The sequence below is a fragment of the Micromonospora globosa genome (assembly GCF_000717585.1).
In the GTDB taxonomy this organism is placed as follows: Bacteria; Actinomycetota; Actinomycetes; order Mycobacteriales; family Micromonosporaceae; genus Micromonospora; species Micromonospora aurantiaca.
On record NZ_JNZR01000014.1, the window covers coordinates 15,951 to 33,577 of the forward strand.

Here is a 17,627-nt window from a genome sequence, read left to right on the forward strand (position 1 = left end):
AGCCAGCCATCGAACGGGGCGAGGAGGCGGCGATGATCCGAAGGGTGAAACGGCTGCTGGTCGCCGTGACCGGGAGCGTGGCGGCCCTGGCGTGCACGCTGGCCCTGACCGGCACCGCGGCGGCCCAGGCGGCGCCCAAGCCGAAGCCGGCCCCGACCGGTGTCGACATCAGCGGCGAGCGGCTCGACGCGCCGCTGAAACTGCGCGCCGACACCAGCCCGAACGAGGTCAACCTGGTGATCGACCAGGTCAAGTGGCTGGGCACGACCGGCCAGCTGCGCGGCCCGGCCGCGAAGGATCTCGGTCCGAAGTACACGGTGGTGGTGCTCGCCGCCGCCGGCCCGCAGCGCACCTACGACCTGTTCCCGCTGGCCAAGGGCGGCCCCCGGATCTACCGGCCGGGCAAGCAGCCGGACCTGAGCAGCACCCGGGCCGGCTGGTTCTTCGGGCGGCTCAACATGCCCGAGACGCTGCGCTCGGTCGGCGTGCCGATGCCGGCGCAGTTCGACACGCTCGCCGGAGGCGTCGGCGGCGGCGAGCGGGTGCTTCCGGAGGAGGCGCTCGACCCGGTGCAGAACATCGACACCGCGCTCGGCGAGCTCCAGCGGCTGCTGCTACTCAACGTGGGCATCGTGCTCGTCATCACCGCCGGGCTGGCCGGCATCGCGCTGCTGGTCCGCCGCCGCACCCGCTGAGCCCGGCCGCACCCGCTGAGCCCGGCCGCACCCGGTCAGCCCGGCAGGCGGTGCGTCAGCACCAGCGGCGCGGCGGGCGCTCCCGGCGTGTGGTGCGGTTGCGCGGGCGTACCGCGCCGTGACGGTGGGCTCCCGCCCAGCCCGACAGGTCGCTGCGGCAGCTCCGGTCGGCCGGCTCGTCGTCGGCCAGGTGCGCCGGTTCCGCCGCCCGCTGCCGGGGCACGCCCGGCTCGTCCTCGGCACGCTCCGGCACCCGGCCGGCCGGCTGCTCCCCCTGGTGGTTCAGGCACGGCCGGCGCGGGTGCGTGGCAGTCGCCGGCTGGTCGTGCCCCCGCCGGCAGGCCTCACCCTGGGCGCAACCGTGCTCGGCCTCCCCCTGCGCCATCCCCGGCCCCCCTCACGCGTCGCCCTCGCCCGCCCGGCCGGAGTCTGGCCCGGCGTGCCCTGACACCGTACTGGCCCGGCCGGACGAGATCGTCAGCGCGTACCGGTGGAGATCGTCACGCCGCGGCGAGGGCGTCACCTCGAAGTGGATCCGCTGGTCACGCCGTGTCAGGCTGGTGCGGTGAGCGAACCGGGCGGAACGGAGACGTCGGCGACGCTGCGTCGCATCGAGCGGGCGGCGGGCGGCCTGGCCACCGCCAGCGTGGCGCGGATGGACGAGACGCTGCCGTGGTTCCGTGAGCTGCCCGCCGACCAGCGCTCCTGGGTCATGCTCGTCGCCCAGGCCGGCGTGCGCTCGCTGGTGCTGTGGCTGCGCCAGGGCGGCGGCGCGACCGACCGCACCCAGGAGGTGTCGGACGAGGTCTTCGCCGCCGCACCGCAGGCGCTGGCCCGCTCGATCAGCCTCCAGCAGACCGTGGCGCTGATCAAGGTGACCATCGACGTGGTCGAGGAGCAGGTGTCGGAGCTGGCCGTACCGGGCGAGGAGCAGTCGCTGCGGGAGGCGGTGCTGCGCTTCTCCCGGGAGATCGCGTTCGCCGCCGCGCGGGTCTACGCCCGGGCCGCCGAGAGCCGCGGGTCCTGGGACGCCCGGTTGCAGGCGCTTCTGGTCGACGCGCTGCTGCGCGGCGACTCCCCGGACGTGCTGGCCAGCCGCGCCGCCGCGCTGGGCTGGACGGACGCGCCGCCGGTGGCGGTGGCGGTGGGCCGCTCCCCCGGCGGCGAGGTGGCAGCCGTGCTGCACACCGTCTACCGGCAGGCCCGGCGGATCGGCGTCGAGGTGATCGGCGGCGTGCACGGCGACCGCCTGGTCATCGTGCTGGGCGGGGCTGCCGATCCGGTGGCGGCCACGGAGAAGCTGCGTACCGCCTTCGGTGAGGGGCCGGTGGTGGTCGGGCCGGCGGTGCCCAGCCTGGACGAGGCCACCGAGTCGGCGCGGGCCGCGCTGGCCGGGTTCCGGGCCGCGCCGGCCTGGCCGACCGCGCCGTGCCCGGTCGCCGCCGACGAGCTGCTTCCGGAACGCGCGCTGGCCGGTGACACCGAGGCCCGCCGCCGGTTGCGCCACGACGTGTACGCGGCACTGGCCCGCTCCGGCGGCGAGCTGCTGGAGACGCTCGACGCGTTCTTCGCCGCCGGCGGCACGCTGGAGAGCGCGGCCCGGGCGCTGTTCGTGCACCCGAACACCGTGCGCTACCGGCTGAAGCGGATCGCCGAGGTGACCGGATTCTCGCCGCTGGCCCCGCGCGACGCGTTCGCGTTGCAGGTCGCGCTGACAGTGGGACGCCTCGACCCGGTGGTGCCGACGGTCTCCGACCGGCGATGATCGCCGACAATCTTTGTAGGATTCCTCTAAAGGTTCTAGTGCGGTTTGGTGCCGTACGTTACAGCGCGGCACGCCGGTATCCGTCAGAGTCGTACACGTGCTCGCCGTACTCTCTCCCGGACAGGGTTCGCAGAAGCCCGGCTTCCTCGCGCCGTGGCTCGACCTCCCCGGCGCCGAGGCGCGTCTGCGCTGGTGGTCGGCGCTGGCCGGGGTGGACCTGATCCACCTGGGCACCCGGGCGGACGCGGACGAGATCAAGGACACCGCCCGTACCCAGCCGCTGCTGGTCGCCGCCGCGCTGCTCGCCGCCGAGCACCTGCCGATGCACGACGTCGGGCTGGTCGCCGGGCACAGCGTCGGCGAGCTGGGTGCCGCCGCGCTGGCCGGGGTGCTGCCGGCCGAGGCCGCCGTGACGCTCGCCGGCGTACGCGGGCGGGAGATGGCCGCCGCCTGCGCGCTGGAGCCGACCGGGATGGCCGCCGTGCTCGGCGGCGACCCGGACGAGGTGCTCGCCGCGCTGACGGCGCACGGGCTGCACCCGGCCAACCGCAACGGCGCCGGTCAGATCGTGGCCGCCGGCGCTGTCGACGCGCTGGACAGGCTCGCAGCCGAGCGGCCGACCCGCACCCGGGTCATCCGGCTCCAGGTGGCGGGCGCGTTCCACACGCCGTACATGGCGCCGGCCGAGACCGCGCTCGCCGCGGTCGCCGCCGGTGTCCCGGCCTCCGCCCCGGCCCGGATCCTGCTGTCCAACCTCGACGGCGCACCGGTCGGGCACGGCCCCGAGACGGTACGCCGGCTGGTCCGGCAGGTGACCGCTCCGGTCCGCTGGGACCTGTGCACGCGTACGCTGGCCGACCTCGGCGTCACCGGCGTGATCGAGCTGCCGCCGGCCGGCACCCTGGCCGGGCTGGTCAAGCGGGAGCTCAAGGGCGAGGGCGCGCCCGAGATCGTCACCCTGAACACGCCGGCCGACCTGCCCGCCGCGCGCCGCCTGATCGCCCGGCACGCCGGTCCCGCCGCCCGGCCGGGCGCGCCGTCGTTCCGGGTGGTCGTCTCCCCCGCCGCCGGCCGCCTCGACCTGTCGGCCGGACCGGCCGAGGGTGCCGGGGTACGCGCCGGACAGGTCCTCGGCCACGTCACCACGGGCCGGGGGCCGGTCGAGGTGACCGCGCACGACAACGGGCCGCTCGTCGAGTGGCTCGCACACCACGACGACCCGGTCGCACCGGGCCAGCCCCTCGTCCGTATCGGAGGAACGCACTAAATGGCCGGCAGCCGGATCGTCGCGATGGGGCACTACCAGCCCTCCCGCGTCGTCACGAACGACGAGATCGCCCAGATGGTCGACACCAACGACGAGTGGATCCGGGACCGGGTCGGCATCGTCACCCGGCGGATCGCGGGCGACGAGACGGTGGCCGACATGGCCACCGCCGCCGCCGGCAAGGCGCTCGCCAACGCCGGGCTGACCGCCGCCGACATCGACCTGGTCGTGGTGGCGACCTGCACGTCCGTGGACCGCAGCCCCAACGTGGCCTGCCGGGTCGCGGCCAAGCTGGGCATCAACGCGCCCGGGGCGTACGACCTCAACACCGCCTGCTCCGGTTTCGCGTACGCGCTGGGCACCGTGGACCACGCGATCCGGGCCGGCGCGGCGCGCAACGCGATCGTCATCGGCGCGGAGAAGCTCTCCGACTTCACCGACTGGACCGACCGCTCGACCTGCATCATCTTCGCCGACGGCGCCGGGGCGGCGGTGGTCAGCGCGACCGCCGACGACGAGCCGGCCGGGATCGGGCCGGTGGTCTGGGGCTCCGCGCCGGAGAAGAGCGACGCGGTCCGGATCGAGGGCTGGCAGCCGTACATCACCCAGGAGGGGCAGTCGGTGTTCCGGTGGGCCACCACCGCGCTGGCCCCGCTCGCGCTCCAGGCGTGCGAGCGCGCCGGGGTGGACCCGTCGGAGCTGGCCGCGTTCGTGCCGCACCAGGCCAACGCCCGGATCATCGACGGCATCGCCAAGCGGCTGAACATCCCGGACGCGATCATCGCCAAGGACATCGTCGAGTCCGGCAACACGTCGGCGGCGAGCATCCCGCTGGCCCTGTCGAAGCTGGTCGAGCGGCGGGAGGTGCCCTCGGGCGCCCCGGTGCTGCTGTTCGGTTTCGGCGGCGGCCTGACCTACGCCGGTCAGGTCGTGCGCTGCCCCTGAGACCCCCTCGGGCGCGAACGCGCCGAGGTGTGTGACCGGCGACGCCGGTCACCGGTAACCCCCGATGAGAGGAACCAACCGCAATGACCCGTGACGAGATCACCGCCGGCCTCGCCGAGATCCTCGAAGAGGTTGCCGGGGTGAACCCGGACGACGTGGCCGAGGGGAAGTCCTTCACCGACGACCTCGACGTCGACTCGCTCTCCATGGTCGAGGTCGTGGTGGCGGCCGAGGAGAAGTTCGGCGTCAAGATCCCGGACAACGAGGTGCAGAACCTCAAGACCGTCGGGGACGCGGTCAGCTACATCGAGGCGCAGTCCTGATCATGAGTCGTCCCGACGTCGTCGTCACCGGGCTCGGCGCGACGACCCCGCTCGGCGGGGACGTCGCGTCGACCTGGGACGCCATGCTCGCCGGCCGCTCCGGGGTGGGTGCGCTCACCCAGGAGTGGGCCGCGCAACTGCCCGTCCGGATCGCCGCCGAACTGGCGGTCGACCCGTCCGAGGTGCTGGACCGGGTGAAGCTGCGCCGGCTGGACCGCTCGGAGGCGATCGCCATCATCGCCGCCAAGCAGGCGTGGGCAGACGCCGGTCTGGACGAGGCCGGGCCGGACCCGGAGCGCCTGGCGGTGAGCGTCGGCTCGGGCATCGGCGGCGCCACCACCCTGCTCGCCCAGGACGACATCCTGGAGGCGTCCGGACCGCGGCGGGTCTCCCCGCACACCATCCCGATGCTGATGCCGAACGGCCCGGCCGCCTGGGTCGGTCTGGAGCTGGGCGCCAAGGCCGGGGTGCACACCGTGGCCAGCGCCTGCGCGACCGGCGCGGAGGCGATCGCGCTGGGGCTGGACATCATCCGCGCCGGCCGGGCCGACGTGGTGGTGGCCGGCGGCACCGAGGCGGTCATCCACCCGCTGCCGATCGCCGGCTTCAGCTCGATGCGGGCCATGTCGACCCGCAACGACGAGCCGGAGCGGGCCTCCCGGCCGTGGGACTCGGGTCGCGACGGCTTCGTGCTCGGTGAGGGCGCGGGCGTGGTGATCCTGGAGCGCGCCGACCACGCCGCCGCCCGGGGCGCCCGGGTGTACGCGCGCCTGGCCGGCGCGGGGATCACCTCGGACGCGTACGACATCGTGCAGCCGCACGCCGAGGGTGAGGGCGCCATCCGGGCCATCGCCCGGGCGGTCGCCGACGCGGACGTGGCCCGTACCGACATCGTGCACGTCAACGCGCACGCCACCTCCACCCCGGTCGGGGACATGCTGGAGATCGGCGCGCTGCGTCAGGCGGTCGGCGACCACCCGGTGCTCACCGCCACGAAGTCGATGACCGGGCACCTGCTCGGTGCGGCCGGCGCGCTGGAGTCGATCGCCACCATCCTGGCCATCCGGGACGGCGTGATCCCGCCGACGATCAACCTGGACGACCCGGACGAGGGCCTGACCCTGGACGTCGCGGCGCACAAGGCACGTCACATGGAGATCCCGGCGGCGCTGAACAACGCGTTCGGCTTCGGCGGGCACAACGTGGCGCTGGTCTTCACCCGCCCCTGAGGTTCCGCCCTGAGGTAAGGAAGGGCCCCTTCTTAACAGTAACTGTTAAGAAGGGGCCCTTCCTCTACCGCAGGCGTTAAGAGGGGGCCCTTCCTTACACCTCAGCCGCGGTTGCGGGGGTGCTGCCGGGCGGTCCGCTCGTTGCCGCGCCGGTAGTTGCCGGTCCACCGGGCCATGGCCAGCTGCGGGTCGTCGCCGACCTCGGCCAGGAACTGCGCGGCCCGGCCGCCGCGCAGCGTGCCGGCGACCCGGCCGTGATGCGTGATGACCACCGTGCCGTCGGCTCGCTCGACGTAGCGGAAACCCTGTGCTGCCTCTCCCATGGGCGCCACCCTGCCAGCCGGGGCCGCCCGGACGCATCCGGGTTTCGGCGCGATCCGGGCGGGCGGCCGGGTCAGGTGCGGCAGGTGGTGGCCGGCAGGCCGGAGACCGGCACCGGGGAGCGGCCGGCCGGGCGGGCCTTGCCGGCGAGCACCGCGGCGAGCCCGGTCATCGAGGCCCGGGTGGAGGAGTAGGTCGCCATCAGCGTCGGGGACTTCGCCCCGGACAGCACGTACGGCGTGTCCATCGCCACCGTCACGGCGGCGCCGGCGCTCAGGTCCTTCGCGCCGTCGCCGTAACCGACCAGGTGCACCACCGTGCCGCCGGAGGGCACCACCTTGACCCCGGCCGCGGTGAGCGCCTCGGTCAGCAGCTTGCGGGTGCGCTCCCGGCCGCCGGAGGAGGTCACGCTCACCGGGCCGGTCACCGCCCCGCCGCACTTGCCGCGCAGCACAGTCACGGCGGCGGTGGCCAGGTCGTCGGCGGCCTTGCGGTGGGCTGCGCCGTCGAGCGTGGACAGCGCGGGCGCGTCCCGCCCGGCCAGCCGGAACTTCATGGTCAGCACCCGGGTGACCGCCTCGACCAGGCGGGCGCGGGGCAGCGAGCCGTCCTTGAGCGCGGCGCGCAGCCCGTCGTACGCCTGGGTGACGTTCGGGGTCATCAGGATGAGGTCGTTGCCGGCGTTGAGCGCGCGCACCGCGGCCTCGCCCGGCGACCACTTCTTCGCCGGGGCCATGTTCATCCCGTCGGTGATCACCACGCCCTGGAAGCCGAGCTGGCCGCGCAGCACGTCGGTGAGCAGCTTGCGGGAGAACGTGGCAGGGGTGCCCGGGTCGACTGCCTTGACGTCCAGGTGGGCCGACATCACCGCCATGGCCCCGGCGCCGATGCCGGCCCGGAACGGCGGGAACGCGAGGCGGTCCAGCTCGGCGCGGGACTGCTTGATCACCGGCAGTTCGGTGTGCGAGTCCTCGGCGCTCAGGCCGTGCCCGGGGAAGTGCTTGACCGCGGCACCGACGCCCTCGGCCTGCAGGCCGCGTACCGCGCCCGCCACCTGGGGGGACGCGGTCGCCGGGTCGGCGCCGAAGGACCGGGAGCCGATCACCGCGCTGCGGGTCGCCAGCACGTCGGCGACCGGCGCGAAGTCGAGGTTGACGCCCATGGCGGCCAGCTCTGCCCCGGCGGCCCGCCAGGCGGCCTCGGTCAGCGCCGGGTTCCCGGCGGCGCCGGCGGCGAGCGGGCTGGGCAGCAGCGTCACCCCGTCGGTGATCCGGGTGACCACGCCGTACTCCTGGTCGGTGCCGATCAGGAAGGGCGCGGCACCCGCGGGCAGCTTGCCGGCGGCGGCGCGCAGTCCGTCGGTGAGCGCACGGACCTGCTTGGGGTTGTCCACGTTCGTGGTGGCCTGGTTGCCCGAGGTCGGGTCGTCGGCGCTGAAGCCGACCAGGATCAGCCCGCCGAGCCGGTACTTCGCCACCATCTCGGCGGGGGTGTCGACCCCTGCCAGCGCCCGGTTCCCGGCCGCCGACCCGGCCGACACGTCGGTGGCCGAGCTGCCGTACGCGTACGGCATCAGCACCTGCCCGACCAGGTCCTCGTCGCTCAGCGTGCCGACGAGCGCGGCCGCGCGGGCGGCCGGATCGGCGGCCGGCGGGTCACTCGGCGCGGGCGCTGCGGACGACGGCGCCGGGCTCGTCGGGGCAGGTCGGGGCCGGTCCGGCCCGTCCGAGCACCCGGAGACGAGCAGCGCGGTCAGTGCGGCGAGCGCGACGGCGGAGCGCCGCGGGGAAATCGACACGCGGCCCACCGTATCGGGGCAACTCGGCCGCCGTCACCCGACCCGGGTGAGCAGCGTCCCCGGCGCACCGTCCCCGGCGTACCGGTAGGGCTCCAGTTCGGCGTCCCAGGCGGTGCCGAGCGCCTTGTCCAGGGCGTGGGCCAGCGCCTCCGGGCTGCGTGCGGCGGCCATCAGGCTGCGGAGCCGGTCCTCGCCGAGCTGGATGTCGCCGGCTGCGCCGACAGCGGCGCGGAACAGGCCGCGGCCCGGTACGTACATGAAGCGCTCGCCGTCGACGCCGGGACTGGGTTCCTCGGTGACCTCGAAACGGATCATGGGCCACTGCCGGAGGGCAGCGGCCAGCTCCGCGCCGGTCCCCGGGCTGCCGGTCCAGCCGCACTCGGCGCGACGGGCGCCCGGATCGGCGGGCTGCGCCGTCCAGTGCAGGTTGACCGGCGCGGCGAGGACGCGCGCGATCGCCCACTCGACGTGCGAGCACACGGCGAGCGGGGTCGAGTGGACGTATACGACGCCACGCGTTGGCACGGTGACCTCCCGATGAGCCGAGGTGCGTCTTCCCCTACGACCTCGTCCTACCGAGTGGTACCTGGCACACATGATGACCCGTGTGACTGGTGGTGCGCCAGCGAATCGGAAAATTCGCCGGGCCCCGGAGCGGGAAATACCCGGGTGGTGGAGCTGGTTGTGCCCTCTGACGCCGCGACGACCAGCCAGGTGTCGTGGTCGTGTACAGTTCTCTGGGCGGTTCTGTGCCGCCGTACATCTTCGCGGGCCGGCGCCCACCCGGGCGTCATCCGCATACAGCCCCCGGACGGCTTCCGTCCCCACCGTACGTCTGCAAGGAGTACCTCCGTGGCGAGCAACACCTCTAAGACCGCGCGCGCGTCCGTCCGGGCCGGCCAGGCTGGCCAGGGTGGCGCCCTCAGCGTGCTGGGCGAGTTCAAGTACCTGATCCCGCTCAACGGCGGCAAGCACGCCTACGTGCGCAACCTGACCAACGGCAAGACCGCGCACCTGCGCACCGACTCCGACGCCTTCGTCGAGGAGATCCGCGTGCTGGCCGCCGCCGGCCACGCCGCCAAGATCCGCGCCGAGATCAACGGCCTGGCCGCGTCCTACCCGGACCACGGCTGGGACGCCACCGAGAAGCGCCTCGTCGAGGCCGGCGTCTTCGAGGGCTGAGCGCTCTCACCCGCACCACCGCGACCGCCCGCCGGGATCACCCCGGCGGGCGGTTTCGCGTCTGCTCCTGCGGCAACAGCGTCACCTCGCCCGTGGCCAGGTCGTAGAGCGCGCCCTCCACTGCCAGCTCACCTGCGTCCACCGGCCCGGCCAGCCGGTCGTCGCGGCGCAACGCCGCCACCGTGCGCCGGACGTGGCGGCGGATCGCCAGCGGATGCGCGTCCGGGTCGTCCACCCCGACGTCGGTGACCGCCGGGGCGATCCGGTCCACCACGTACGCCAGGTCCCCGCCGGGCCGGCGTCCGGTGCGCAGCGCCTCGACGGTCGAGCCGACCGCGCCGCAGCGCTCGTGGCCCAGCACCATCACCAGGCGTACGCCCAGTTGCTCCACCACGTACTCGATCGAGCCCCGGACGGCCCGGTCCAGCACGTGCCCGCCGGTACGGATCACGCAGATCGAACCGAATGTCTGGTCGAAGATCGCCTCCAACGGCACCCGGGAGTCGATACAGCCCAGCACCACCGCGTACGGCTGCTGGTCGCCGGAGGCCACCGCCGCGGCGGCGGTGACGTCGTGCCCGTGCACCGGCTGCCCGCTGACGAAACGGCGGTTGCCGGAGAGCAGCTCGGCCAGCGCGGCGCGCGGGCTGGTGGACGGCATGCCTCCCAGCCTGGTCACCGATCCGACCTCGTGGGGCCGGACGGGAATCTTCTCTCCGGGCCGGTTGCCGTGGTCTCATGGCGGGTAACGCCGGTGTCACCGCCGGGTCATCCGGTGGACACACATCGGCGGGCCCGGGAGGTGGACGATGCCGGACCTGGAACTGCGGCTCCCCGACGACGTACGCCTGCACGTCAGCGTCACCGGGCCGGTCGACGCCGAGGTGACCGCCGTCCTGCTGCACGGCTGGACGCTGGACGGGCGCAGCTGGCACCGTCAGGTCGCCGAGCTGCGGGAACGCTTCGGCGGCCGGGTCCGCCTGGTCACGTACGACGCGCGCGGCCACGGCCGGTCGAGCTGCCTGGCGCTGCGCGACGCCACCCTCGCGCAGCTCGGTGACGACCTGGCGGCGGTGATCGACGAGATCGTCCCGTCCGGTCCGATCGTCCTGGTCGGGCACTCGATGGGCGGGATGACGGTGATGGAGTACGCCCACCGGCACCCCGGCCGGTTCGCCGCGCGTACCGCCGGGCTGGTCTTCGTCTCCACCACCGCCGAGGGGCACACGCACACCGCGTACGGCCTCTCCCCCCGGATCACCCGGCTGATCCGCCTGGCCGAGACCACAGGCGCCGGGGTGCTGGCCCGCTGCGGCGGCTGGCGGCCCCCGCACGCGCTGCTGCGCGCGCTGCGCCCGAGCATCCGCTGGATGCTGTTCGGCGACCGCTGCGACCCGGCCGACATCCGGCTTGTCACCTCAGCGGTGGCCCGGGCCACGCTGCGCTCGATCGGCGGTTTCCGCGCCTCGATCGGCGCCCAGCACCGGCTGGAGACGCTCGCCGCGCTCGGCGGGCTGCCGGCCGCCGCGCTGGTCGGGGACCGGGACCGGCTCACCCCGCCGCCCTGCGCCGAGTCGATCGCGGCGGCGCTGCCCACCACGGAGCTGACCGTCTGCCCGGGTGCCGGGCACATGCTCATGATGGAGCGCCCCGACGAGGTGAACGCCGCCCTCGCCGGCGTGCTGGACCGGGTGCTGGCCGGCCGGCCGGCGACCCGCCTCTGAGCGTCTCCCGCTCGCGAGCGGCACTGACGTACGCCACGTGCGCGGCATGCCCCGGCGTGGCGGTTGCCGGCGGCCCGTACCCTCATTCAGCCCGTCGTGCCCTCCGAACACAGGAGCATCCGCGTTGACCGACCAGACCACGCTGGACCGGGAGATCGCCGCCGAGCAGCGCCACCTCGACCGGGTGTACGCCCGGCTGGCCGAACTGCGCCGGTCGGCGGCCGACGCCGAGCGGGAGGGCTACCGGCTGGCCCGGGTCGGCAACTTCGGTGCGCTGGTCGAGCGGGACGCGATGGTCTTCCACGCCGCCCAGCGCCGGCACGTGCTGGACGCCGAGCACGAGGGGCTGGTGTTCGGCCGGCTGGACCTGCGTACCGGGCAGGTGCTGCACGTCGGCCGTCTCGGCGTGCGGGGCGTGGACGCGGAGACGCTGGTGGTGGACTGGCGGGCACCCGCCGCCGCCGCGTTCTACCAGGCCACGCCCGCCGAGCCGCGCGGTGTGGTGCGCCGGCGCACGATCCAGTCCGCGTCCGAGAAGGTCACCCGGATCGAGGACGACCTGCTGGACCCGGAGGCCGCGCCGCCGGACATGGCGGTGGTCGGTGACGGGGCGCTGCTTGCCACGCTGTCCCGGGCCACCGGCCGGGGCATGCGCGACATCGTCGCCACCATCCAGCGCGAGCAGGACGAGGCGATCCGTTCCCCCGGCAACGGCGTCACGATCGTCTCCGGCGGCCCCGGTACCGGGAAGACGGCGGTGGCGCTGCACCGGGCCGCGTACCTGCTCTACTCCGACCGGGCCCGGTACGCCGGCGGCGGCATCCTGGTGGTCGGCCCGTCCGGCGTGTTCGTCGAGTACATCGCCTCGGTGCTGCCGTCGCTGGGCGAGGAGACCGCCACGCTGCACTCGCTGGGCTCGCTGTTCCCCGGCCTGTCCGCGTCCCGGACCGACCCGCCGGACGTGGCGGCGGTGAAGGGTTCGCTGCGGATGCGCCGGGTGCTGGAACGCGCGGTACGCGACGCGGTGCCGGACTCCCCCGCCGAGCTGCGCCTGCTCTACCGGGGCGAGCTGCTGCGCCTGGAACGCCCCGCGCTGGACGCGATCCGGAACCGGACGCTGGCCCGTGGGGCGCGCCGCAACGAGGTACGCCGGGCGGCGTTCGACGCGGTGCTCGCCGCGCTCTACGCGCAGGCCCGCACGCTGCGGGTGGGCCGCCTGCCGGAGCAGCCCGCGTTCGAGGACGAGATCATCGAGCGGCCGGAGTTCCGCGAGTTCCTCAAGGCCTGGTGGCCCCGGCTGCACCCGAGGCACGTGCTGGACTGGCTGGCCCGCCCGGACCGGCTGCGCCGCTACGCCGGTGGGATCCTCTCCTCGGCGGAGATCCGGCTGCTCGGCGACGCGTACCGGAGCCTCGCGACCGAAGGGCTGACGGTGGCCGACATCGCGCTGCTGGACGAGCTGGACGCGCTGCTCGGCAAGCCGGTGCGGCGGGCCCGCCCCAAGCGCGACCCGTACCAGCTCGCCGGTGGCGTGCGCGAGCTGAGCACGTACGCCGATCGGCAGCGCGCCGCCCGCGCGGCGGCGCGGGAGCGTCCGGACGACTACCGCGACTACGCGCACGTGGTGGTGGACGAGTCGCAGGACGTCTCGCCGATGCAGTGGCGGATGGTCGGCCGGCGCGGGCGGCTGGCGTCCTGGACGGTGGTCGGTGACCCGGCGCAGACCGCCTGGACCGGCGACCCGCAGGAGCTGGACCGGGCCCGGGACCAGGCGCTGGGCCGGCGCAAGCGGCACCGCTACGAGCTGACCACCAACTACCGCAACTCGGCGGAGATCTTCGCGGTGGCGGCGGCGGAGATCCGCCGGCTCTACCCGGATCTGCCGCTGCCCGACGCGGTGCGGTCCACGGGCGTGCCGCCGGTCGAGCGCACGGTGCCCGCCGCCGACCTGCCGGCGGCCACCGTCGAGGCGGCCGAGGCGCTGCTCGCGCAGGTGGAGGGCACCGTCGGCGTGATCACGCCGGTGCCGCGCCGGGACGAGGTGGCCGGCTGGCTGGGCGGGCTCGGCGCGGGCCGGCTCCAGGTGGTGACCAGCCTCCAGGCCAAGGGCATGGAGTACGACGGCGTGGTGCTGGTGGCGCCGAGCGAGATCCGGGCCGACCCCGGTTCGGGCGTGCGCACGCTCTACGTGGCGCTGTCCCGGGCCACCCAGCGTCTCACCACGCTCGACCCCTCCTGACGGACACCCGACCGTGACCCGGCTGTCACCCATCGTTCAGTTGCATACATAGCGATGTGAACATACATTGGGCCTGGCCGGTACGGGGCAGGAAGGGTGTTGGCGTGGGTGCAGGTCATGACCACAGCGGCGCGGTGACCAACGCGGCGCACCGCCACCGGGGCCGCCTCTGGGCCGCCTTCGCGCTGCTCGCCGCCCTGATGGTGGTCGAGGCGGTGGCCGCCTTCACGACCGGCTCGCTGGCGCTGCTCTCCGACGCCGGGCACATGTTCACCGACGTCCTCGGCATCGGCATGGCCCTCGCGGCGATCACCGCGACCCGCCGCGCCGGCACCGACCCGCAGCGCACGTTCGGGCTCTACCGGCTGGAGGTGCTCGCCGCCCTCGCCAACGCCGTGCTGCTCGGCGCCGTCGCCGTCTACGTCCTGGTCGAGGCGGTACGCCGGTTCGGCGAGCCGCCGGAGGTGCTGGCCGGCCCGATGCTCGTGGTGGCGGTGCTCGGCCTGCTCGCCAACATCGTCGCGTTCGCGCTGCTGCGCGCCGGGTCGAAGGAGAGCATCAACCTGCGCGGGGCGTACCTGGAGGTGCTCGGCGACCTGCTCGGCTCACTCGGCGTGATCGCCGCCGCGCTGGTCATCGCGGCGACCGACTGGTGGTGGGCGGACCCGCTGGTCGCCGTCGGGATCGGCCTGTTCATCCTGCCGCGCACCTGGCGGCTCGGCCGGGCCGCGCTGCGCATCCTGGTGCAGGCCGCGCCGGAGCACCTCCAGGTCACCGCCGTGCACGACCGGCTGGCCGCCGTACCCGGCGTGGCCGAGGTGCACGACCTGCACGTCTGGACGCTCACCTCGGGCATGGAGGTGGCCTCGGCGCACCTGACCACCGACCCGGGCGTGGACCCGGGCGTGGTGCTGGCCGCCGCGCGGGCCGCCCTGCACGAGGACTTCTCCATCGATCACGCCACGTTGCAGGTCGAACCCGGAGCGTCGGCCGGAGTGTGCGGACAGACCGAGTGGTGATTAGGACACACTTAAATCGCTGTGGCTAATGTAGTCTTATGCCGGTTTTGCCCCGCCTAGTGGCACTGCTCCACGGAGCCGTGCCCGGGCAGCGCCGGTAGTCTCGGTCGCGGCCGCACCCGCGGGCGCCACCCGGCCCCGGTGGGGCGGCCGTCGCCTAATCGTCCGCAGGGACGAGCCGGGGAACCACGTACGTGGGGTGCATCCGCGTCAGCGGTAGGGATCTTCCGTCCCGAACCCGTCAGCTAACCCGGTCGGCGTTGACGGAAGGACGTGTGAATGCCCCCAGTGGCACCTGTACGACGGACGGCCGCCCGGTTGGCGGCCCTGCTCGTCGCGACGCTGACCCTCGGCGTCGCGACCGTTCCGGTCTCCCCCGCCTCGGCGGCGCCGGCGACCGGCCTGCTCGCCGCAGCGCCCGGCGACGACGAGGGTGGCACGCCCGAACTGCGTGCCCAGCTCGACGCGGCCAGCAAGGGCTGGCTGGAGGCGAAAGCCGCGCTGAACCGGTCGGTGAGCCGCCAGAAGCAGCTGAACGAACAACTCAAGACGGTCGGCGCCGAGCTGGCCGTACGCGACGCCAAGGTCGGCGAGATCGCCGCCGTGGCGTACCGCAACGGCCGTCTGGGGACCGCCGGGGCGCTGCTCGGCAGCAGCAGCCCGGAGGGCTTCATGGACCGGGCCGCCGCGCTGGAGCAGGTCGCCGCGCACGAGGACCGTACGCTGCGCGACCTGATCACCACCCGGGACGAGGCCACCCGCACCCGCGCCCAGCTCGACGGAGAGATCCGCGAGCAGCGCAAGCAGGTGACGGTGATGGCCAAGCGCAAGGAGCAGGCCGAGCGCGCCCTGGAGGTGGCGAACGACCGGGCCTCGCGCAGCAGCAGCGGCGGTGGCAGCGTCCAGGGCACCTCCAGCAAGAACGCGAAGCCGGCACCGCGCAACTCGGACGGCTCCTGGCCGTCGGAGTCGTGCAGCGTCAACGACCCGACCCCGGCGAACGGCTGCATCACCCCGCGCACGCTGCACGCGCTGCAACAGGCCAAGGCGGCGGGCTTCACCCGGTACGTCTCGTGCCACCGGCCCAGCGGCTCGGGTGAGCACCCGAAGGGGCGGGCCTGCGACTTCGCCGCGCAGAAGAACGGCTTCGGCGGCGTGGCCACCGGCGGTGACCGGACGTACGGCAACAACCTGGCCGCGTACTTCGTGCGCAACGCCGACCCGCTCGCCGTGCTCTACGTGATCTGGTTCAAGCAGATCTGGCTGCCCAGCAGCGGGTGGAAGTCGTACAGCGGCGGCAACGGCGACCCGTCCAGCGACCACACCAACCACGTGCACCTGTCGGTGTACTGAGCGCGCCCCGAGAGGGCCGGCCGGATCAGGCCGGCCGGCCCTCCAGGGTCGCTCCGAGACGAGCCGCCAGGCCCAGGTGAGCCGCCCGGGCCTGGCGGAACGCGTACCCGAACAGTGGCGCCGGAGCGGTGAGCGTGATCTCCACGTCGATGCGTACCGTGCCGTCCGGCTCGTCGCGCAGCCGGGTGTGGTTGCGGACCGTCGTCGCGGGCTGCTGACGCGCCACTGTGACGACCTCGTCCTCGCCGGCGATCAGCACGTCCGCCTGGTACGTGACCGGGAAGTGCAGCGGGCCGAGTTGCAGCCGGTCGGTGATCGCGTAGCTGGCCAGCGCGCCCGGCCGGGCCGGCAGCTTCCGGACCCGGACGATCAGCGGATGCAGCTCGCCCTGGCGACTCAGGTCACCCAGTAGCGCCACCGCTTCGGCCCGGGTGCACCGGGCCTGCACGGTGTAGCTGAAGCTGTCGCTGCTCTGCAAGCGGGCCCCCTCGCCGTCGTGCGTCGCGACGATCGTCCCGTACCGACGCCGGACTGGCAACGGGTAGAAAGTCCCCTGGCTGCAGGGGGTGTGAACGGCGCGCTCAGGCGCCGGGCAGCACCTCGGGGGTGTCGTCGGCGAACCACGGCTCGGGCGCGCCGAACAGGCCGAGCAGGCCGGTCACCCAGAGCTGCCGGTGCACGAACCGGCTCGGCTCGGTGACCACGAGCTTGACGCCGCTGACCTCGCAGGTCTGGAAGCCGGCGACCATGGCGCTGATGCCGACCGAGTCGATGAACGTGACGAGCCGCATGTTCAGCTCGATTCGCGAGGGACGGCCCTTGGCGAGCACTTCGGCGATCGCTTCCCGCACCTCGTACGCGGTGTCGACGTCGATCTCCCCACGGGGCGCGATCTGGACGACACCACCCGGCCGCACCGACTTCACGATCGACAGGCTCACGCGAGCACCTCCACTCGCCCATGACGGGCGCCTCATCAGTACGCGGGCCGCGACCGAGAGTATTCCTCCAACGGCCCGGTCGCCACCCCCCGGGATGAGCAATTCGCGAACTGGGCACACCTGGGCGTACCCAATCCGGACCTCCGGGTTCCAGTTTCCCCTGTATGGCGGGTCGCGGCCAACCATGCGACCGGGCGGGCCCGCCGATCCGCCGACCAGGGTAGCGGGCGCACGCACGTCCCGTCGGCACCGGTCCCGGCGCGTTCGGGTGGTTCGTCCCGTTCGCTGCTCACGGCCGGGAACCACGGCGTGGTTTGCCACGCGCCCCGGTGGGGCACTGCCCGAGACAGTGAACCCGCCGGATGGACACCGGAGTCCGAAGTGGCCGCCGGCCTTCGGCACCCGAGGAGGTAGAACGATGTTCGGATCCAACCTGCTGGACCGCCGGGGCAAGGCCGAGCGGGTCGCCGACCAGGCGTGGCAGAACCTGCTCTCCGCCGCCGGTTCCGCCGGTGACAGCGTGCGCGACGCCACCCGGACCGCCCGCCGCAGCTCCTCCGGCCTGGCCGACGACGCCACCGACCTGGTCGGCTCCGCCGCCGACGAGGCACGCCGCCGGGCGTCCCTCGCCTTCGACGCGCTCGCCGGCCGCCGGCCCGCCCTGCCCTGGACGCTGCTGATCGCGGCGGCGCTGGCGGGCGCGGCGATCGGCTGGGCCGCCGGCACCGCGGCGCGCGCCGCCGGCAGCCGGGACCGGGCCGCGGACGAGATCGAGTTCGTGGACGTGGACCGGCCGAACTCGCCGGCCGGCCTGGACGGCTGACCC

General features: G+C 74.2%; 19 protein-coding genes and 1 riboswitch. Of the genes, 12 read left to right on the forward strand and 7 right to left on the reverse strand.

The annotated features are described in order from the left end of the window. The first annotated feature begins 32 nt into the window (after window positions 1-32). Window positions 33-695 carry a hypothetical protein gene (locus IF06_RS0114695; protein WP_013287834.1) on the forward strand — a complete coding sequence of 221 codons (663 nt, stop codon included), beginning with the start codon at window positions 33-35 and terminating at the stop codon, window positions 693-695. A 55-nt stretch (window positions 696-750) separates the two neighbouring features. Here IF06_RS0114695 and IF06_RS0114700 read toward each other — a convergent pair whose 3' ends face one another. After that, window positions 751-1,080 carry a hypothetical protein gene (locus IF06_RS0114700; RefSeq protein WP_013475622.1) on the reverse strand — a complete coding sequence of 110 codons (330 nt, stop codon included), beginning with the start codon at window positions 1,078-1,080 and terminating at the stop codon, window positions 751-753. Between the two features lie 105 nt (window positions 1,081-1,185). Between IF06_RS0114700 and IF06_RS0114705 the strand changes: the two genes are divergently transcribed. The 5 genes from IF06_RS0114705 (at window position 1,186) to fabF (ending at window position 6,224) form a co-directional block, all read left to right on the forward strand. Then, window positions 1,186-2,460, forward strand: coding sequence for a PucR family transcriptional regulator (locus tag IF06_RS0114705; RefSeq protein WP_269635915.1), 1,275 nt, complete (start codon window positions 1,186-1,188; stop codon window positions 2,458-2,460). Window positions 2,461-2,557: 97 nt separating this feature from the next. After that, complete coding sequence (locus IF06_RS0114710) at window positions 2,558-3,727, forward strand: acyltransferase domain-containing protein (protein WP_030271641.1); 1,170 nt, start codon at window positions 2,558-2,560, stop codon at window positions 3,725-3,727. Continuing rightward, the gene (locus IF06_RS0114715; RefSeq protein WP_013287838.1) at window positions 3,728-4,672 is read left to right on the forward strand and encodes a beta-ketoacyl-ACP synthase III; all 945 of its coding nucleotides are present in this window, start codon (window positions 3,728-3,730) and stop codon (window positions 4,670-4,672) included. Window positions 4,673-4,755: 83 nt separating this feature from the next. After that, window positions 4,756-4,995: an acyl carrier protein gene (locus tag IF06_RS0114720; protein WP_007072348.1), complete on the forward strand. Its 240-nt coding sequence runs from the start codon at window positions 4,756-4,758 to the stop codon at window positions 4,993-4,995. A gap of 2 nt (window positions 4,996-4,997) precedes the next feature. Further along, window positions 4,998-6,224, forward strand: coding sequence for a beta-ketoacyl-ACP synthase II (gene fabF, locus IF06_RS0114725; RefSeq protein ID WP_013475619.1), 1,227 nt, complete (start codon window positions 4,998-5,000; stop codon window positions 6,222-6,224). A gap of 101 nt (window positions 6,225-6,325) precedes the next feature. Here fabF and IF06_RS0114730 read toward each other — a convergent pair whose 3' ends face one another. The 3 genes from IF06_RS0114730 to IF06_RS0114740 form a co-directional block, all read right to left on the reverse strand. Then, entirely contained in the window at window positions 6,326-6,547 is a 222-nt protein-coding gene (locus IF06_RS0114730) for a hypothetical protein (RefSeq protein WP_013287840.1), read from the reverse strand. Between the two features lie 71 nt (window positions 6,548-6,618). Then, window positions 6,619-8,343 (reverse strand): glycoside hydrolase family 3 protein, encoded by a 1,725-nt coding sequence (locus IF06_RS0114735; protein ID WP_036310856.1) that lies wholly within the window; start codon window positions 8,341-8,343, stop codon window positions 6,619-6,621. 33 nt (window positions 8,344-8,376) lie between these two features. Beyond that, entirely contained in the window at window positions 8,377-8,868 is a 492-nt protein-coding gene (locus tag IF06_RS0114740) for a DUF3145 domain-containing protein (protein ID WP_030271647.1), read from the reverse strand. Window positions 8,869-9,195: 327 nt separating this feature from the next. On the opposite strand from IF06_RS0114740, the gene IF06_RS0114745 reads away from it, so the two are divergent. Further along, window positions 9,196-9,525 (forward strand): hypothetical protein, encoded by a 330-nt coding sequence (locus IF06_RS0114745; protein ID WP_013287842.1) that lies wholly within the window; start codon window positions 9,196-9,198, stop codon window positions 9,523-9,525. A 37-nt stretch (window positions 9,526-9,562) separates the two neighbouring features. Here the strand turns inward: IF06_RS0114745 and IF06_RS0114750 are convergent, their stop codons facing one another. Beyond that, window positions 9,563-10,186 carry a carbonic anhydrase gene (locus tag IF06_RS0114750; RefSeq protein WP_013475616.1) on the reverse strand — a complete coding sequence of 208 codons (624 nt, stop codon included), beginning with the start codon at window positions 10,184-10,186 and terminating at the stop codon, window positions 9,563-9,565. A 148-nt stretch (window positions 10,187-10,334) separates the two neighbouring features. Between IF06_RS0114750 and IF06_RS0114755 the strand changes: the two genes are divergently transcribed. The 4 genes from IF06_RS0114755 to IF06_RS0114770 all read left to right on the forward strand — a co-directional run bounded on the left by IF06_RS0114755 (window position 10,335) and on the right by IF06_RS0114770 (window position 15,860). Then, window positions 10,335-11,249, forward strand: a complete 915-nt coding sequence (locus IF06_RS0114755; protein WP_030271650.1) for an alpha/beta fold hydrolase — start codon at window positions 10,335-10,337, stop codon at window positions 11,247-11,249. A 124-nt stretch (window positions 11,250-11,373) separates the two neighbouring features. Next, entirely contained in the window at window positions 11,374-13,488 is a 2,115-nt protein-coding gene (locus IF06_RS0114760) for a HelD family protein (RefSeq protein ID WP_030271652.1), read from the forward strand. 104 nt (window positions 13,489-13,592) lie between these two features. Then, window positions 13,593-14,507 (forward strand): cation diffusion facilitator family transporter, encoded by a 915-nt coding sequence (locus IF06_RS0114765; RefSeq protein ID WP_030271654.1) that lies wholly within the window; start codon window positions 13,593-13,595, stop codon window positions 14,505-14,507. A 144-nt stretch (window positions 14,508-14,651) separates the two neighbouring features. Next, window positions 14,652-14,782: riboswitch (cyclic di-AMP (ydaO/yuaA leader) on the forward strand. A gap of 4 nt (window positions 14,783-14,786) precedes the next feature. Beyond that, on the forward strand, window positions 14,787-15,860 hold the full coding sequence (locus tag IF06_RS0114770) for a coiled-coil domain-containing protein (protein WP_013475612.1): 1,074 nt from the start codon (window positions 14,787-14,789) through the stop codon (window positions 15,858-15,860). A 25-nt stretch (window positions 15,861-15,885) separates the two neighbouring features. On the opposite strand, the gene IF06_RS0114775 is transcribed toward IF06_RS0114770, so the two are convergent. After that, window positions 15,886-16,338 carry an SRPBCC family protein gene (locus tag IF06_RS0114775; RefSeq protein WP_013287848.1) on the reverse strand — a complete coding sequence of 151 codons (453 nt, stop codon included), beginning with the start codon at window positions 16,336-16,338 and terminating at the stop codon, window positions 15,886-15,888. A gap of 103 nt (window positions 16,339-16,441) precedes the next feature. Then, window positions 16,442-16,801: an STAS domain-containing protein gene (locus tag IF06_RS0114780; protein WP_013287849.1), complete on the reverse strand. Its 360-nt coding sequence runs from the start codon at window positions 16,799-16,801 to the stop codon at window positions 16,442-16,444. Between the two features lie 418 nt (window positions 16,802-17,219). Between IF06_RS0114780 and IF06_RS0114785 the strand changes: the two genes are divergently transcribed. Continuing rightward, a complete protein-coding gene (locus IF06_RS0114785) occupies window positions 17,220-17,624 on the forward strand; it encodes a hypothetical protein (RefSeq protein WP_013287850.1) in 405 nt (134 codons plus the stop codon). The last annotated feature ends 3 nt before the right edge of the window (window positions 17,625-17,627 follow it).

What these genes read in the sequence shown, in the direction of transcription:
- IF06_RS0114695 (WP_013287834.1), top strand. Translation starts at nt 33, where the DNA reads ATGATCCGAAGGGTGAAACGGCTGCTGGTCGCCGTGACCGGGAGCGTG.
- IF06_RS0114700 (WP_013475622.1), bottom strand. Translation starts at nt 1,080, where the DNA reads ATGGCGCAGGGGGAGGCCGAGCACGGTTGCGCCCAGGGTGAGGCCTGC.
- IF06_RS0114715 (WP_013287838.1), top strand. Translation starts at nt 3,728, where the DNA reads ATGGCCGGCAGCCGGATCGTCGCGATGGGGCACTACCAGCCCTCCCGC.
- IF06_RS0114720 (WP_007072348.1), top strand. Translation starts at nt 4,756, where the DNA reads ATGACCCGTGACGAGATCACCGCCGGCCTCGCCGAGATCCTCGAAGAG.
- fabF (WP_013475619.1), top strand. Translation starts at nt 4,998, where the DNA reads ATGAGTCGTCCCGACGTCGTCGTCACCGGGCTCGGCGCGACGACCCCG.
- IF06_RS0114730 (WP_013287840.1), bottom strand. Translation starts at nt 6,547, where the DNA reads ATGGGAGAGGCAGCACAGGGTTTCCGCTACGTCGAGCGAGCCGACGGC.
- IF06_RS0114750 (WP_013475616.1), bottom strand. Translation starts at nt 10,186, where the DNA reads ATGCCGTCCACCAGCCCGCGCGCCGCGCTGGCCGAGCTGCTCTCCGGC.
- IF06_RS0114755 (WP_030271650.1), top strand. Translation starts at nt 10,335, where the DNA reads ATGCCGGACCTGGAACTGCGGCTCCCCGACGACGTACGCCTGCACGTC.
- IF06_RS0114770 (WP_013475612.1), top strand. Translation starts at nt 14,787, where the DNA reads ATGCCCCCAGTGGCACCTGTACGACGGACGGCCGCCCGGTTGGCGGCC.
- IF06_RS0114785 (WP_013287850.1), top strand. Translation starts at nt 17,220, where the DNA reads ATGTTCGGATCCAACCTGCTGGACCGCCGGGGCAAGGCCGAGCGGGTC.